The sequence below is a fragment of the Methanococcoides sp. DA23 genome, assembly GCF_057593895.1.
Window position 1 is genome coordinate 964,652 of record NZ_CM172520.1, and the last position, 15,755, is coordinate 980,406.

The 15,755-nt window shown below is 39.3% G+C and carries 16 protein-coding genes; 6 read left to right on the forward strand and 10 right to left on the reverse strand.

Features of this window, described 5'->3' with window-relative positions:
- Window positions 1–144 precede the first annotated feature (144 nt).
- Both cuyB and AC20MK_RS04800 read left to right on the forward strand, forming a co-directional pair.
- The gene (cuyB, locus tag AC20MK_RS04795) at window positions 145–861 is read left to right on the forward strand and encodes a cysteate racemase (protein WP_487356845.1); all 717 of its coding nucleotides are present in this window, start codon (window positions 145–147) and stop codon (window positions 859–861) included.
- 69 nt (window positions 862–930) lie between these two features.
- Window positions 931–1,560, forward strand: a complete 630-nt coding sequence (locus AC20MK_RS04800; protein ID WP_487356846.1) for a hypothetical protein — start codon at window positions 931–933, stop codon at window positions 1,558–1,560.
- 79 nt (window positions 1,561–1,639) lie between these two features.
- Here the strand turns inward: AC20MK_RS04800 and AC20MK_RS04805 are convergent, their stop codons facing one another.
- The 4 genes from AC20MK_RS04805 to AC20MK_RS04820 form a co-directional block, all read right to left on the reverse strand.
- Complete coding sequence (locus AC20MK_RS04805) at window positions 1,640–2,092, reverse strand: SRPBCC family protein (RefSeq protein WP_487356847.1); 453 nt, start codon at window positions 2,090–2,092, stop codon at window positions 1,640–1,642.
- Window positions 2,093–2,410: 318 nt separating this feature from the next.
- Window positions 2,411–3,250, reverse strand: a complete 840-nt coding sequence (gene ablB, locus AC20MK_RS04810; protein WP_487356848.1) for a putative beta-lysine N-acetyltransferase — start codon at window positions 3,248–3,250, stop codon at window positions 2,411–2,413.
- On the reverse strand, window positions 3,247–4,554 hold the full coding sequence (gene kamA / locus AC20MK_RS04815) for a lysine 2,3-aminomutase (protein ID WP_487356849.1): 1,308 nt from the start codon (window positions 4,552–4,554) through the stop codon (window positions 3,247–3,249). Before kamA ends, ablB begins: the two co-directional genes overlap by 4 nt.
- Before the next feature lie 360 nt (window positions 4,555–4,914).
- Window positions 4,915–6,831 carry a methyltransferase domain-containing protein gene (locus AC20MK_RS04820; protein WP_487356850.1) on the reverse strand — a complete coding sequence of 639 codons (1,917 nt, stop codon included), beginning with the start codon at window positions 6,829–6,831 and terminating at the stop codon, window positions 4,915–4,917.
- Window positions 6,832–8,026: 1,195 nt separating this feature from the next.
- Between AC20MK_RS04820 and AC20MK_RS04825 the strand changes: the two genes are divergently transcribed.
- On the forward strand, window positions 8,027–8,296 hold the full coding sequence (locus AC20MK_RS04825) for a DUF3303 domain-containing protein (protein ID WP_487356851.1): 270 nt from the start codon (window positions 8,027–8,029) through the stop codon (window positions 8,294–8,296).
- Window positions 8,297–8,410: 114 nt separating this feature from the next.
- On the opposite strand, the gene AC20MK_RS04830 is transcribed toward AC20MK_RS04825, so the two are convergent.
- The gene (locus AC20MK_RS04830) at window positions 8,411–8,593 is read right to left on the reverse strand and encodes an LrgB family protein (protein WP_487356852.1); all 183 of its coding nucleotides are present in this window, start codon (window positions 8,591–8,593) and stop codon (window positions 8,411–8,413) included.
- 236 nt (window positions 8,594–8,829) lie between these two features.
- Between AC20MK_RS04830 and AC20MK_RS04835 the strand changes: the two genes are divergently transcribed.
- Complete coding sequence (locus tag AC20MK_RS04835; protein WP_487356853.1) at window positions 8,830–9,099, forward strand: DUF3303 domain-containing protein; 270 nt, start codon at window positions 8,830–8,832, stop codon at window positions 9,097–9,099.
- Window positions 9,100–9,377: 278 nt separating this feature from the next.
- Here AC20MK_RS04835 and AC20MK_RS04840 read toward each other — a convergent pair whose 3' ends face one another.
- The 3 genes from AC20MK_RS04840 to AC20MK_RS04850 all read right to left on the reverse strand — a co-directional run bounded on the left by AC20MK_RS04840 (window position 9,378) and on the right by AC20MK_RS04850 (window position 11,923).
- On the reverse strand, window positions 9,378–10,082 hold the full coding sequence (locus AC20MK_RS04840) for an LrgB family protein (protein ID WP_487356854.1): 705 nt from the start codon (window positions 10,080–10,082) through the stop codon (window positions 9,378–9,380).
- Window positions 10,075–10,431 (reverse strand): CidA/LrgA family protein, encoded by a 357-nt coding sequence (locus tag AC20MK_RS04845; RefSeq protein ID WP_487356855.1) that lies wholly within the window; start codon window positions 10,429–10,431, stop codon window positions 10,075–10,077. The genes AC20MK_RS04840 and AC20MK_RS04845 overlap by 8 nt, the downstream gene beginning before the upstream one ends.
- A 91-nt stretch (window positions 10,432–10,522) precedes the next feature.
- Complete coding sequence (locus tag AC20MK_RS04850; protein ID WP_487356856.1) at window positions 10,523–11,923, reverse strand: DEAD/DEAH box helicase; 1,401 nt, start codon at window positions 11,921–11,923, stop codon at window positions 10,523–10,525.
- A 317-nt stretch (window positions 11,924–12,240) separates the two neighbouring features.
- On the opposite strand from AC20MK_RS04850, the gene ygiD reads away from it, so the two are divergent.
- Window positions 12,241–13,068 (forward strand): 4,5-DOPA-extradiol-dioxygenase, encoded by an 828-nt coding sequence (gene ygiD / locus AC20MK_RS04855; RefSeq protein WP_487356857.1) that lies wholly within the window; start codon window positions 12,241–12,243, stop codon window positions 13,066–13,068.
- Window positions 13,069–13,210: 142 nt separating this feature from the next.
- On the opposite strand, the gene AC20MK_RS04860 is transcribed toward ygiD, so the two are convergent.
- Together AC20MK_RS04860 and AC20MK_RS04865 are read right to left on the reverse strand one after the other, a co-directional pair.
- Window positions 13,211–13,810, reverse strand: a complete 600-nt coding sequence (locus AC20MK_RS04860; protein ID WP_487357062.1) for a methyltransferase family protein — start codon at window positions 13,808–13,810, stop codon at window positions 13,211–13,213.
- A 244-nt stretch (window positions 13,811–14,054) separates the two neighbouring features.
- Window positions 14,055–15,119, reverse strand: a complete 1,065-nt coding sequence (locus AC20MK_RS04865) for an MBL fold metallo-hydrolase (protein ID WP_487356858.1) — start codon at window positions 15,117–15,119, stop codon at window positions 14,055–14,057.
- Between the two features lie 227 nt (window positions 15,120–15,346).
- Between AC20MK_RS04865 and AC20MK_RS04870 the strand changes: the two genes are divergently transcribed.
- Window positions 15,347–15,538: a hypothetical protein gene (locus AC20MK_RS04870; RefSeq protein ID WP_487356859.1), complete on the forward strand. Its 192-nt coding sequence runs from the start codon at window positions 15,347–15,349 to the stop codon at window positions 15,536–15,538.
- Window positions 15,539–15,755 lie beyond the last annotated feature (217 nt).

A 15,755-nucleotide genomic window follows, 5' to 3' on the forward strand; every position in this document is an offset into this window, starting at 1 on the left:
ATTTATGCTAATAGCCCAATTAAAACTGTGTTCATTGGGATGGGCATAAATTTAATTTAAGCTTTCTTTTGCAAGATCTAATTTTTCCTTAAAGCATTTGGGCGAGTTGGGAAATATGGCAAAAGGGGAAGTTTGGGGGTTATTATGACAGCTAAAGCAAGTGATAGAACGGTTGGTATTTTAGGTGGTATGGGATCTGAATCGACGGCATATTTTTTCTTGAAACTGATCAAGAGCACTCCTGCCAGGAAGGATCAGGACCATTTAAGGATCATCGTGGATAATAACTCCAATATTCCAGATCGTACGCAAGCGATCCTTGGAATGGGGGAAAGCCCTGTGGCTGAAGCACAAAAAACTATCCATATTTTAGAAAATGCTGGTGCAGAGCTCATAGCAATACCATGTAATACTATGCATTATTTTTATTCTGAACTACAGGACAGCACAAAGATACCCATACTAAACATGATCTCAGAAACGGCATCATACATTTCTAACGCATTTCCAGATCTTAAAAAGATCGGCTTATTGGCCACTACCGGCACACTGAAAACCAGACTATATCATGAAGCAATAAATGAGATCGAAATATTAACTCCGGATGATGATCTACAAGAGCAGGTCATGAATTCAATTTATGGTGAACAGGGAATAAAAGCAGGATATACATCTGGAAGTTCAAGGGACGAGATCTTAGAAGTAATTGAAGCGCTGACCGAACAGGGGGCAGAGGCTATAATACTTGGTTGCAGTGAACTTTCTTTGGTTTCAATTGAAGAAGAAGTGTCTGTTCCATTGATACATCCTTCTCAGGTCCTAGCAGACGTGGTCATAAAAACGGCAATGATGGAGACATGACTTCAAATTAAAGATAGATCTTCAAAGAATCTGATCGAATTTATAAGATGACAACTCTTCATAACCTATATGAAAGTCGATGTGCAAGGATTATACAGACAATTCTATGTTGACAATAATTTTGAGAGGGCAGATCTATTTAAATCCCTGAGATCCAGATTCAACATTAATAACGCTCTCTATCCGGGAAGTTTTGTTCATATAACCCCTTCTTTTTTCATTTCTGAAGTCGTATATGTGGATAGTGATCAACGAGCAAAGAAGTTCTTTGAACAAAAAAGCTCAGTTGCTGATATGATCTCGAAGAAAAAGACCTATGATACGGATCCGGTGTTCCATTTCATATCGTCTGATTATTCCCAACCCCTTGATCTTAAAGAAAAGAGTTACGATCTACTCATCTCACAATATGCCGGTTTTGTTTCACAGGCATGTAAAAAATATCTGAGAACAGGCGGGGTCCTGCTTGCAAATAATAGTCACGGAGATGCCGGAATGGCATTCATAGATGATGATTATGAATTCATAGCTGCTGTTTATGTAAAAGATGGTAACTATCACATCACAGAAAAGAACCTTGGATCCTATTTCATTCCGAAGAAGCAGATCCAGATAACAAAAGAATACCTCGAAAAACTTGGGAAAGGAATAGGGTACACAAAAACAGCAAATTCATATATTTTCAGGCGAGTTTCCTGAGAAGTTGGTTTTTAGTATTTCTTGGTGTGTCATTGGTTACATTAAAATAAATAAATAAAAATAAAAATATTAAAATGATTTAATTACCTGACTTTTCTAATATTTCTTTAAGATTTTCTCCCTCTTCTTTCATATGTGTCCTGATAGCATCAACTCTTTTTTTAGCAATTTTTGAAAGCAACCATCCAAATCGAAAAGAAAGGGTGGCGGTGAATACACTTCCATTACTATTGTGAGATTCTATGGAAAAAGACCCGCATGGACAAATAATGGAATGTGGGAATAGGGTTTTGTATTCTATCAATTCACCTTTTGTGAATTTGGTTATTTCAAAACTTAATTTTTCCAGTTTACCGTCGAGATATTCCTCAGCGTAAAGGATCGCCCCCTTCTCAAAATTCTTCCCTTTGATCCATTTTGCACTTATATGGTCCTTATGCCAGGATGTGTAATTTTCTGAAAAATGATCAAGCCATTCCAAAATAACTTCTGGAGGTAGGTCTATTGTTACGGAATCTTTTAATGTGAGCATATTTCACATCCCCCTATCCCTTGCTAATATCAATTAACAAAGAACATTTGTAGTTCTTCCTAATATAAGTTTGTAGAGTTCATGTTTTTGAATTTAACTGTATACTCGACATTTAGTAAGACTACTATGATTCGGACCTCAAGCTCTTACAAAATTGAGATGTTGACTGTCCATACATAAATTCGATCATCATGTGTTGTATGAGATCACAACAATACTATGAACGGCTCGAATATGAATACAAAAAAGGAGACTAAATTGTAATAATGAAATAAGAGATATTTCTCACACGAAAAAAAGATGATCGATAAATAAATATCAATCGATCTGAATGTTTCGATACCAAATATTCATGCTTTCAATATTGCCAGATATATTGGTATTATTCACAAGTCTTCCACAATATTCATATCCGCATTTTGCAAACACAATATTCATTCCATAAGAGCTGGCTCTTGCAATTGTGTATGCAGTTTTGATGCCCTTTGCTTTCATTTCATCTTCCATTTTTCTAAGCAAATATGAAGATAAGCCCTTTCCCTGGAATTCAGGCAATGTTGCAAAATCTGTCATTTCCACATTCGAGTGACCGTATTCTATTTCAGAAGAAGAGAGTGCAACAATTTTTTCTTCTTTGAAAGCTCCGAAATACACTACATTATCCTCTATTGTTCTTAAGAGGTAATCGGGATCATGTATGGGAAAAGGATATGTCTCAAATGTTTTCTTGTACAGATCGGCCATTTGCGCAATATCACTTTTATCGCATATTCTGATCGAGTATTCAGATGGAATATTGGTCTGTTGATCATTTCTTTTTGATAGAGCTGTCATTATGACATTTTCATGCATTTCATTCAAACAGTCAATGCTTCTCTTATCATCAAGGAATTTGCTCATTATCACTGCATTTTCTTTCCCATCATAATATCGTGGGATGGTTGCTTCACAAAGATAATCTCTATCACAAAGAAGTTCTTTGTAAGATTCCGGAACCTTTGTGAATATCTTTGAATAGCTTTCCTTTTCTGCAAGAGCATCCAGTTTATCCAGAAGTGAAGGTATGTCTTCTGGATCCGATCTCATGAGATATATGCGATCATTATACTTCCCATGCTGGATAATGGAGTTACCGATCTTCTCAACAGTATCCTTCAAACCCTTCTCTCCATCCTCTCATTATCTTCAGGAACAAGACTTGTGGTGTCATCATAATCCGCAAGCAGTTTGGAAATGCCAATCCCCTTATACTCTGTAGCGTCGTCAAGTTTAAGCTGTAGATCGCACTTTTCACAATTTCGATCACAATATATTTGTTTGTATGATTCCGGCTCTTTGTAGGTGGTAATAACACCTTCATAATTGCGAAGGATAACACGATTTGTCGACCAGGAGATGATATAATTGGGCATGACCGGTATCTTTCCTCCTCCATGAGGGGCATCAATAACATAAGTAGGGACTGCAAACCCACTTGTATGGCCAATCAAATTTTCCATTATCTCTATTCCTTTGCCTACGGGTGTCCTGAAATGGGACAGGCCTTCTGAAAGATCACATTGGTACAGATAATATGGACGAACACGATTTTGGACCAGCTTATGAACCAACTTCTTTATAATTCTCTGGCAATCATTTACGCCTGCAAGCAGTACGGTTTGATTTCCAAGAGGAATGCCGGCATCTGCAAGCCTTTTAAGCGCTTGTCTGGATGAAAATGTCATTTCTCTGGGATGGTTGAAATGTGTATTTAGCCAGATAGGATGATGCTTTTTCAAAACATCCACAAGCTCATCTGTAATTCGGTATGGAAGTACAACCGGCATCCTGCTGCCAATACGGATCACTTCCACATGAGGGATGCTATTTAGTTCAGTAAGGAGCCAATCCAGAAAATCATCAGACAACATTAAAGGATCCCCGCCTGAAAGCAATACATCTCTTATTTGGGGAGTGTTCCTAATGTACTCTATACCCTCGAGTATTTTCTCTTTTTCAGGTATGTAATCAATATCCCCAACTTTTCTTTTACGGGTGCAATGGCGGCAATACATGGAACAAACATTGCTTATGTGGAAAAGAACTCTATCAGGATATCTGTGAGTTATACCTTCAACAGGGCTATCTGTATCTTCTGAAAGGGGATCTTCAAGTTCGTCCACTGATACAGTTAGTTCTTCAGGTGAAGGAAATGCCTGGAGGAAAATGGGATCATTTCTGAAATCATCAGAATCTATCAATGATAGATAGTAAGGTGTGATGGATAATGGGAATTTTTCCAGCGTTTCTTTGAGCTTCTCTTTCTCAGGTGGCTCAAAATTTATTCCAAGCAGTCGCTCGAAAGTTTCAATATCCCGAATTGAATGTTTTAATTGCCAATTCCAATCTTTCCACTTATCCAGAAAGTCATCAGAATCTATCATTGTTGCTATTTCTTTTTGTTGCTTACTGTATTTTTCCATTGAAAAACCACGGGTAAAGTTTCGGCTTTAAAATAGTATCTATAATTTGACATCCAAAATTTGCACAAAAAAGCACATGGATATTGAATCATATGGATACTTTCAGTCACTTTTCATTGACTGTAGCCTATAAAATAAAAATACACCTATATTATTAGGTTGTGTATTCCATAAAATAAAGATAATCTGTGTTATACTTGTCCCCCCTCATACAAAGGACTCGATATATCAAAAATATATGCGAGCTTATGAATATGTGGGATAATTTTTTAAAAGGAACATCTGCTTAATATTGAATGGCAAAAGATTTTAAGACCGGTATATGCCGGTCTTAAAATCATTCCGAGAGCCATATTGATCTCACTTATAAGATACTATCCTCTCATCTGCACTATTCAGTATCTGTGCGATCATTTCACCATAGGATATCCCTGCGATCTTTGCCATTTTAGCCAGATGACCATCCCAGCACCAACCCGGATTAGGGTTGACTTCAAGGAGTTTGGGTATACCTGCACTGTTCAGTCTCCAGTCCAGACGAGTATAATCCCTGCACTCAAGCCTGTTTATCAGCTTCAAGCTACTCTCTATAAGGATCTCCTCTGTTTCAGGAGGAAGATCTGCAGGCACGGACCTTATGTTCCAATAAGGTGATTCAGGGATCCATTTTGCCTCATAACCGCAGAGTCTGGGCATGTCTTTGGGTAGCTGAGAGTAGTCCTCCTGGATTATTGGGAGTATTGTATAGTTTTCAGGCGGATTTCCTATGATGCCTATGCTCAGGTCCTTTCCTGTAAGGAACTCTTCGATGAGTATCGGTTTATCATAACCCAGACCTTCCCTTATCTCATATATGGCCCTTACCACATCATCATGGCTGTTACAAACACTGTGCTGGTTGAGCCCAAAGCTTGAATCGCCGAAGTTCGGCTTTACGATTACCGGGAAATCCATTGGGAGGTTGAACAGGTTATCCTCAGCCTTTACAACCATTCCTTCAGGGACCGCGACACCCAGCTCCTTGGCAATTCCCCTTACGAGTGACTTGTCGTAACAGAAAGCAAGGCATTGAGGGCCTGAGCCAGTATAAGGGATGTTGATAGTTTCCATCAATGCAGGCACATGTAATTCCTTTCTTGGATCATTGTTGTAACCCTCATCACATAGGTTGAAAACGAAATCAATTTTTCCTTTAAACTTTAAAAGATCGGAGATGAGCGTATCGTGGTTATCCAGATATTTGAACGAGTAACCACTAAGATCTTTAAGATTCCCTTTTAGCTGGTCAATGGTGTAGAGATCATCCTCATCAAAAATACCGCAGGGCTTTAGTAAATCTTGCTTTTTGGGGTCACCAAAGATCACAACGACATTCTTATCAAGCTCTTTTACCTTCTTCTTTAGCTCCGTCCATTCTTTATGGGCAGATGCCGCGACAAGGATACGCTTTTCCATCATGCCAAGGTCCTGGTTCCTCAATGTCTGATACTTGACGGAATCGATAACTTCTATATTGGTAAAATCTGCTTTTTCTAAAAGATCTACGAGGGTCTCTGCGGTATAGAGACGTTCTGCATAGAACTGATCAGCCACAACACCTGATGTTTCATTGACAATGACTTCTCTTGAGATCATCTTTTGGTCATCACGGGAGATAGATCTCTCTCTGCAGACAAAATTGTGTTTATCGATCCATTCCCATGACCTTGGATGGTAGTTATCTTTGAGGTATGAACCATCAGCAACATCAAGAAGGACCCTTCCCCGGGGTTTTAGTATCCTTCTGACCTCCTGCAAAACTCTCAGGTCCTCTTCAGCGGTCTCAAAGTAACCAAAACTATTCCCAAGGATCATCACGGAATCAAATGAATCTGTGCCATATGGGGTCTTTCTGGCATCACCTTCCCTAAACTTGGCAGCAAGACCTTCTTTTTTCGCCGAGTTCTTTGCTTTCTGGATGAGGTAATGTGATCTATCGAAACCTTCCACATTCCTGAAACCTCTACGTACAAGTTCAAGGGAGTGTCTTCCCTGACCACAGCACAGATCAAGGACATGGCTTTCAGGTGCTATGTCGAGGATTGTCTTGAAAGTCTCGACCTCTTGCCTGGTTATGGAAGCATCTTCCACCATGTCCGAATCAGTCTTAAGATAAAGAGAATTAAATATCTTTTTCCACCATTCTGGATTTACATGTTCTTCCAGATGCGATACCGGACCAAGTGATCTTGGCCTATTTTTGTCTTTACTGTTATTGTATTTTACTTCACTCTTCATCAGGCATTACCCTCTTGATCTGTGAACTGTGTCAAAAGATACATTTCGGCATAATTTAAGCACTTTTAGGATAAAAATATATGCTTATAATAGATTATTTCATGAATGTACAGATTAAAATTGATAAAAACAATATTAATCAAATATTAAATAATAAATAATTATATAAATGCATATATTTTGTTTAATACAAATTTAATATTATATATTAACTCTAAATTGTAAATAAACTCTAAATAGTAGCTTAAAACATAAAAAACATCCAATTATGCTTCATTTTAAGGCAAATCCTCTCCGCAGGCAAATAATGGATTTTCTTCATTACTGCAATAAGTTTGCTGAGTTCACTTTTTTGAATTTAACTGTATACTCGCCATTTAGTAAGACTACTATGATTCGAATCTCAAGCTCTTACAAAATTGAGATATTTCCGGTCCATACCTAAATTTGATCATCATGTGCCGGATGAAATCACAACAATATAAGGAATGGTTTGAAGCGAATGTCAAAACAAAAAAGCGATGCTAATAATTAATTTTAGGAGTTTGATTTTTTAGAGTTACTTATAACTCTCGATCTTTATGTGTGAGAAAAGTAATTTAATGGCAGTGATCAGGGATCGAATTGCCGACCGCACCGGGCAATCTTTGGGCGACCCTGCCCAACTGTATTCTCCCCGTCTCAGGTCGACCTTTTAAGGATTTACAAATGCCAAATAAACTTTGAATATTTATGGGCTTTCATACCCAATGGCGTTCTACCTTCTGATTCACTGCCTCACCGTGCTATTTATGGCACGGTAATAAATAATATGTTTTAAACCTATTAATTAATTTTGATATACAACCTGGTAACAAAAAGGAAGATGAAGTAATAGTAAAAATTGATGTGGAGGAAGATATGGATAATGTGATCGGACAAATGAAACCCTATTTTTTTGTCTATCTGCTACACAAGCATATTGTCCTCCCTGTTCATTTCAAAGGGTTTATTTCAATATACCTTGAATTATAATTTTTAATCCCATCTAAATATTTTACATAAACAAGATTATATGTTAGAATGTTTCTCTTCTAAGTGGGTTTAGGATAACTGATATAAAATTCTGTTACCCGGTTCAGCCGTAATCTAGGGGGTTCGGCTGTAATTGATCAAATGGATGAACTATATGCTAATTAAAGGGGAGTGTTAAGAAATGTTATTTGTAGACATAACTACATGGGATCCAAAGGACAACGAAGAGATGCACAAACGTTTTGAAAACTGGGAAGATCCAGAGGGAATTAAGATGATCGGGCAATGGCTTGACATCGCGACCTGTAGGATTGTTCAGGTATATGATGTAGAGAATGTTGAAGCTTATGCTGCCTCTTTGTTCCCTTGGAGGGACATCTGCTATATCGACAGTTTCCCTGTAATGGATCCAAAAGAAGCTATAAAATTTGCAGAAGAAAACATGAAATGATCTTAATTGGTTCATGATCAACATTTTGTTGATCAATCTATTTTTTAACGATTATTTCCACATATATATCTTTGATAGATCCCTCGAACAATATAGGAAAGCTACTAACTTATCTCACATCAAGAGCTTGGCCAGTATTGAAGCAAGGAACACCGTCACCAATCCGGCAATACCAATTACGATCCCGCTCATGGTTCCCTCGGTCTCTTTCATCTCAACGGCTTTGGTCATACCGAGGGCATGGGATGAGGTTCCTATGACAATTTTCACTGCTACCTTGTCGTTTATTCTGAACAATATCCTTCCTGTTCATTTCAAAAGGTTTTTATTTCAATATACATTGAATTATAATTTTTAATACCATCTAAATATTTTACATCAACAAGACTATATGTTAGAATGTTTTTATTTTATGTGGGTTTGGGATAACTGACATGAAATTTCCTTACCTGGTTCAGCCGCAATCTAGGGGGTTTCGGTTGTAATTGATCAAATCGATGAACTATATGCGAATTAAAGGGGAGTGTTAAGAAATGTTATTTATGGACATAGTCACATGGGAGCCAAAGGACCAGAAAGAAGTTATAGAGCGTTTTTCAAACTGGGAAAATCCAGAAGGAATTAAGGTTATCGGTGAATGGGAGGACCTATCTACTTGCCGACACATCCTTGTATATGATGCAGAGGACGCTGAAGCTTATGCTGCTGCTATGTTCCCTTGGAGGGATATCTGCTATTTCGATAGTTTCCCTGTAATGGAATCAAGCGAATGCATGAAATTTATGTCCGAGAAAATGAAATGATTTTTCGACATGATGAATGATTTAAATTGGTTCGATGATCGATATTTGTTGATTCATCGAATATCTCTTTTTGATAGTTTGGTAAAAAGGTGTGGTTCTTAATTATCATGCTTGCATTCCACAAAACATTGTTCAACAACTATTTCCCCATATATATGTTTATTAGTTCTCTCAAATTCAATAGCTCATCTTTGATTAGAAATGGTGAATGACGATCAAAATCCCTTCATATCCAGTTTCAATGACCTCAAACAATATCTGAAAGCTACTGACTTCTCTCACATCAATACCTTAGCCAGTATCGGAGCAAGGAAAACGGTCACCAATCCGGCAATACCAATTGCGATCCCGCTCATGGCTCCCTCGGTCTCTCCCATCTCAACTGCCTTGGTCGTACCGAGGGCATGGGACGAGGTTCCTATGGCAATTCCTACTGCCACTTTGTCGTCTATTCTGAACAATTTGCATACCAGTGGTCCCATCAGAACGCCTGTTATTCCTGTGAAGACTATGGCTGCAACAGTTATGGATGGTATACCTCCAAGCTGGTTTGATATCTCTATTCCTATGGGCGTTGTAACTGATTTTGGTATCATGGATATGCTCAACAGCTCATCAAGCCCGAACATCCTGCACATGACTATTATGCTTACTATACCTGCTGCAGAGCCTACGCTGATCCCTGCAATTATTGGAATGACATTCTCCTTAAGGAGGCCAATTTTCTTATACAGGGGTACAGCCAGGATAACAGTGGCAGGTCCAAGGAAGAAAGATATGTATTGACCTCCCCTGTTGTAATCATCAAAGGTTATGTGGAAGCTCAGCAGAAGGCCAATTATTATCAGCATGCTCAGTACAAGTGGGTTCAGCAGGGGGGAACCTGTCCTTTTGTAGATAAGGCTGCCTGCATAGAATGTTAGTAGGGATATCCCTATGCCAAAGATCGGAGATCCCACCAGATAAGAGATCAGTTCAGTCAACAGTTCGTCTCCTTTTCATCAGTATCTGTACTGTTATACCTGTCACAATTGTAATGATGAAGGTCGATATAATGGATATGAACAGCAGGATAGTCCATTTTCCTTCGAGTATGGAGAAAGAGGTAATCAGGCCTACAGCTGCCGGGATGAAAAAAAATGAGAGATGCTTCAGCAGGAAGTTGCTCACATCCTCTACCATGGATAGCTTGAGAACTCCAGTTATTAGAAAGACCAGTAATAGCATCATTCCCAGTACATTCCCGGGAATCGGGAGGTTGAGGAAATCATGGAGTATGTCACCCATAAAGCATATAGCAAGAACTATGGCTAACTGGATGATATACCTCATTGAGATCACTTTCTTTTTTTGGAATGAGGTCAGTAACATACATTGGCATTTTCAGCCCATGAATATATCCATGAACTGAAAAAATGCTCAATTACTGACTGCTTTTGGGCTTACCTGCGCCTCGACCGGAATTTCGACCTGAGTTCTTCTTGGAGGTAGTACTCTTACCCTGGCCCTTATTGGTGTTCTCTGATCTTCCACCCTTATTTTTACTATCTTTATTGCCAGTACTACTCTTACTGCCTCTACCTTTTCCTTCTCCTTTTTTGCCCCTGCCTCTTTTAGGTCCTGCACTTCCCGGTCGTCCTCTTTGTTGCTTAGGAGCTGGCTTTGCGTCGTCACCTGTGGCATTCTTTGCCTTTTCGGAATGATAACTATGCTCTGCGACCTCTATCTCCATGTCGGTGAGCTTTTCGATCTCACGAAGGAAATCACGCTCATCAGCTGCACAGAATGAGTAAGCTGTTCCTTCCGCTCCTGCTCTTGCTGTACGTCCTATGCGGTGCACGTAGCTTTCAGGGATATTCGGAAGGTCATAGTTTATCACGTGTGATATGTCCTCGATATCAATTCCTCGGGCAGCTATATCTGTTGCAACCAGTACACGAAGTTGTCCGGACTTGAAATTCTGAAGTGTTTTTGTACGGTGGGTCTGGGACTTGCTGCCATGAATAGCGCCTGCATTGATATTGTTCTTGTTAAGCATCTCTGTGACCTTATTTGCACGGTGCTTTGTACGTGTGAATACAAGGACACAGTCCAGATGCTTGCCTCTTAGTAAATGCAAAAGCAATTCGTTCTTGTTATCCGAATCCACGAAAAAGATGAACTGCTCTATGCGCTCAACGGTTGTTGCCTGTGGGGTAACCTCTACCTGTGCAGGATTGCTGAGCATCTTCCTGGCAAGTGCGGATATCTCCGGGGACATGGTAGCTGAAAAGAAAAGGGACTGACGCTTTTTTGGCAGCATATCGACAATTTTGTTCACATCGTTGAGGAAACCCATGTCAAGCATCCTGTCCGCTTCATCAAGGACGAAATACTCCACACTGGAAAGCCTGATGTGGCCTTGTTGTATCAGGTCCAGTAGTCTGCCCGGGGTTGCTACAAGGCAATCCACACCCTTTGAGAGAGCTTTTACCTGTGGTGTCTGCCCTACACCTCCGAATACAACTGTATGCTTGTAACGGGTGTATTTGCCATACGTGGCAAAACTATCTCCTATCTGAGCTGCAAGCTCCCTTGTGGGTGCAAGCACGAGCACTCGTGGACTTCTCGGCTTCACTGTCTTGTGGGATGCAGACATATTATGAAGGATCGGTAATATGAATGCAGCTGTCTTGCCTGTACCTGTCTGAGCGATACCTATCATGTCCCTACCATTCAAAAGATGGGGGATGGATAGTTCCTGTATCGGAGTAGGGGTTGTATATCCTTCCTCGGTCAATGCCCGCTGAAGCGGAAATATTAAATTTAAATTATCAAATGACACGTTATACCTCTGGTTATAATGTAAAAATCGGTGGAATTTATCTGACCCATCTTATTGATAAGAGATAATCTTGGTGGTTAATGAGCTAAGATCACAATTAATTCTGCACATTAAAGGTAATAACTTGATATTCTTCAGGCTCTTAAGTTGTTGAGGTCTTGTTCTTCTTCTTAATTATAGTGAATATTGGTTCTGAAATCCCGCTCTTTCAAGCATAGTTTATATAATTCAGTTTTAAAGAACTCTTTACTGACCTCAATTGATCGGTCGAAATAAATATTTAAAGAATGCAGTTTCTATTTTACTGGGGTTAAACAATGGAAGGGAGCATAAATGAAAATTTATCTGGAACTGAGAAAATGCCTGTTCTATTCATAGGTCATGGTTCGCCCTTGAATATCATTCTGAAAAATAGTTTCACAGACAGACTGACAGAACTTGGAAAGAATTTACCAAGGCCAAGGGCAATAATGGTCATTTCAGCACATTGGTTAACAAATGGTACATGTGTCACATGCAATGAAAGGCCAAGAACTATCTATGATTTTTATGGATTTCCAGATGAGCTTTATAAGGTTAAATATCCGTGTCAGGGGTCACCCGATGGAGCCAGACTTGTAACGGAACTTGTGCAAAAGGCGCCGGTTAAATGTAATAACGAGTGGGGAATAGACCATGCATCCTGGGCTGTTTTAAAGTACATGTATCCCAATGCCGACATTCCCGTATTTGAAATGAGCCTGGACTATTCCTTCAACGAATGGCACCCGAAATTGATCCAGCAACATTATGATCTGGCAGCTGAGCTTGGACAATTGCGCAGAAGAGGAGTTTTGATCATAGGCAGTGGTAACATAGTACATAATCTGGGTTTGATCGATTTTCAAGACATTGATGCAGAACCCTATGAATGGGCTGTCAATTTTGATGAAAGTGTAAGATCGAACTTGATCAACAGGAACCATAAAGATCTCATCGATCATTGGAACATGGGTGAAGGATCATCCCTTGCAGTGCCGACACTTGACCATTATCTGCCGATGATATATGCAATAGCTCTACAGGAAAAGGATGAACCATTAAATTTCATTTATGAAGGATTTCAATATGGTTCGATCTCCATGAGATGCTTCCAGATCGGATGAAATAGTTGGTCTTGGTGCTCATGTTGGTTTCTTACGTGGGCTGAATACAATAAATATAGTTGTGTCTATAATTATTTGAGCTTATTGAATAGCTAGGTTGCTGGTGTTTAATGTCGGAGGTCAATAGAAGTTCAATACGTTTTTAATACTGTCCTTTGAAATGAGGGATGATCCTGTGGACCCTTTTTTGGTATTCCCGGTATTCATCACCAAACCGTGCCACCAGTCTTCTTTCCACATGTAGGGAACCCAGATACACGTATATGGTGGAAAAAATGTATATGACGAGTAGATTGACGGTCATAAAGGGGGTAAGCCATATAATAATAAGTCCTGAGAGCAGGAAAGGGTCCCTTATGAATCGGAAAATGCCCTGAATATCCAGGGAACCTGCTTCAGGAGTATTTGGTGTAGATAACTGTGCTCTTATCTTGAATCTGTGGGGTGCATCTAGCAAACCTCTGGCTCCAATGAGTGCACCGATCAACTGTCCACCTACCATGAGCCATCGCCAGGGAGAAGGTATTATGTAGAGTATCGGTCCCGGGTATTTGTAGAGCAGATATACGAGTGGCAATACTGTTAGTACTGAGATCAGGCTGTATGCTAGCATATAATATCTTTCTGCCCCGGAACCCATAATTCGCAACATCATGCCTTTGAATGGAAGGCTTGCTGTAAGGCTGTGAATAGCTGCAAATGCCACCAGTAAAAGAACAAGGATGATCGTGGATGATACCAATTCCAATACTCTCCATTTTGTTATTTTAATGATCTTTATCTATATTTTGTGATTTGACGGTACTGTCAGATCTTCTGTTGTTGATCGATCTTTTAAACACGGCCTCAATAATATCTAAATATATTACGTTATAATCCTTGATAAATATTAGAAGTTCACGCAATATAAAGCCAACCACTAAAATATCGCAGATCATTTTGGTGAGTGTCCTCTGGAATTTGATGATGCACCTTGATCTTTCGGATCATACATTACCTTCCACTGATCTTAAAACAACAGGATCAAGTCCATTGTATTCAGCAGCTGTCATTATACTGACATTCATATCATCTGCTGCTTCCCATACCTTTGCAGTACGCTCTCTGTAAAGCGGATCTCTCAAAAGATGGTGGTCGTATATAATGAGATCTGGGGTACATTCCCTGATGATCCGGGTGAGGTTATTTATGGCTCGATCAAGGTTTGTCCTGTTGAGTAGATAACCAAAAAGGTAGGTTGCTGGACCATCCAGTATCAATATTTCTGGCTCTTCATCAATGATCCATTGGGCATGGTCTTCAATATTTGGTCCCTGCAGATCCGATGTATGAATTAATTTTTTACCTCCATATTCTATGATGGTGGCGATCACCCATCCCATTGCAGAATATTCTATTCCATGGAAAAGGGGGCGGCTGAAACGTACGCGGGTATCACCAACTTCAAATCCTGACCCGTCTGAAAAATGCATCCTGGAAGATACCGGTTCAACCCATCTGCCAGAGGACCAGCGCTCCTGCATCTTCAAAAATCGTTTTCTCCAGCTTGATACTAGTTCTTCCCTTCGTTCCTGATAATTTCCGAAATCCTTGGAAAAAGCTATAGGTAGACATTCCACTGGATCATTGTACTCTTTTTGTCCTGGTGGGGAGTGTTTGAGATGGGTCTTATTGACCTTGCTCATCGATCGTAGGAAATCCCGGGAACGTTCCCACTGCGAATGGTTGATCCATCGGTTTGGATCCTTGATCCACATATCACTATTGAGATAGATCCCACATGATTCTTCATCTATCATATAATGATCAAAGTGATAATGGCTGATCACGATATGATCCGCCTTTTTCATTTCTTCTTTGATATGTTCTATAGCGCGTAGTAGATAAAATTGTTTTTCCGGGTCATGCAGTGGAAAACTCTTTTGCATGATCGCAGCTCCGGGGTCGATAAGTATGCTGGTGTCAGGGGTTTTCACAAGAGTGCATGATGATTTGGCACCCATTGAATCAAATGATATGAGCCGAAATTCCATTTCTTCAGACAACACCATGGTAAGTCCATCCCTGAAAATTGGTTAAAGAAAATAAATACTAAACGTGCCTTTCATTCAAATTACCCTTACATGATTTTTGTTCTATGAGAAAATAAGAGTATCGATGTAAATATTCTGACGACTGGTGATGTCAATAATATATCCAATATTAATTATATATATGGGATTTTCAGAGACAACATATATTAGCTAATCGAATGTATATTCTATTGGGGGTTTTAAAAATGTGGAGTTATTCAAAAATTGACACCGAAAATCTGAAAGCTATCAATGAGCTGGAAAGTAAATTAGGTATAGCCTTAATTGCTTTTTCAGATGAAGATATCAAGTATGCAGACTTAAATGAAGACGCTGCTAAAGAAGTAAAGGATCTGGAAAAGAAACTGGGTCTTTCGCTGCTTGCACTTAAAGCATAATAAAATAGTGGATTGCAATATTTTGCACCCACTACCTTTTTTTTCAATATCAATGATCCCTAAGTTAAAGTGACGAAAATACCTTTGTTCATTGTTCAGATAGTCAGCAAGATCGTCAATGCTCCTGATCCCGGCCGAAAATATGTAAGTCCATTTCCTGGAATGACACATTTTCTACTAAGAAGATCTAATGCATGGGGCATGTTCAGTATGTTCA

What these genes read in the sequence shown, in the direction of transcription:
- cuyB (WP_487356845.1), top strand. Translation starts at nt 145, where the DNA reads ATGACAGCTAAAGCAAGTGATAGAACGGTTGGTATTTTAGGTGGTATG.
- AC20MK_RS04800 (WP_487356846.1), top strand. Translation starts at nt 931, where the DNA reads ATGAAAGTCGATGTGCAAGGATTATACAGACAATTCTATGTTGACAAT.
- AC20MK_RS04805 (WP_487356847.1), bottom strand. Translation starts at nt 2,092, where the DNA reads ATGCTCACATTAAAAGATTCCGTAACAATAGACCTACCTCCAGAAGTT.
- kamA (WP_487356849.1), bottom strand. Translation starts at nt 4,554, where the DNA reads ATGGAAAAATACAGTAAGCAACAAAAAGAAATAGCAACAATGATAGAT.
- AC20MK_RS04820 (WP_487356850.1), bottom strand. Translation starts at nt 6,831, where the DNA reads ATGAAGAGTGAAGTAAAATACAATAACAGTAAAGACAAAAATAGGCCA.
- AC20MK_RS04825 (WP_487356851.1), top strand. Translation starts at nt 8,027, where the DNA reads ATGTTATTTGTAGACATAACTACATGGGATCCAAAGGACAACGAAGAG.
- AC20MK_RS04835 (WP_487356853.1), top strand. Translation starts at nt 8,830, where the DNA reads ATGTTATTTATGGACATAGTCACATGGGAGCCAAAGGACCAGAAAGAA.
- AC20MK_RS04845 (WP_487356855.1), bottom strand. Translation starts at nt 10,431, where the DNA reads ATGAGGTATATCATCCAGTTAGCCATAGTTCTTGCTATATGCTTTATG.
- ygiD (WP_487356857.1), top strand. Translation starts at nt 12,241, where the DNA reads ATGGAAGGGAGCATAAATGAAAATTTATCTGGAACTGAGAAAATGCCT.
- AC20MK_RS04865 (WP_487356858.1), bottom strand. Translation starts at nt 15,119, where the DNA reads ATGGTGTTGTCTGAAGAAATGGAATTTCGGCTCATATCATTTGATTCA.
- AC20MK_RS04870 (WP_487356859.1), top strand. Translation starts at nt 15,347, where the DNA reads ATGTGGAGTTATTCAAAAATTGACACCGAAAATCTGAAAGCTATCAAT.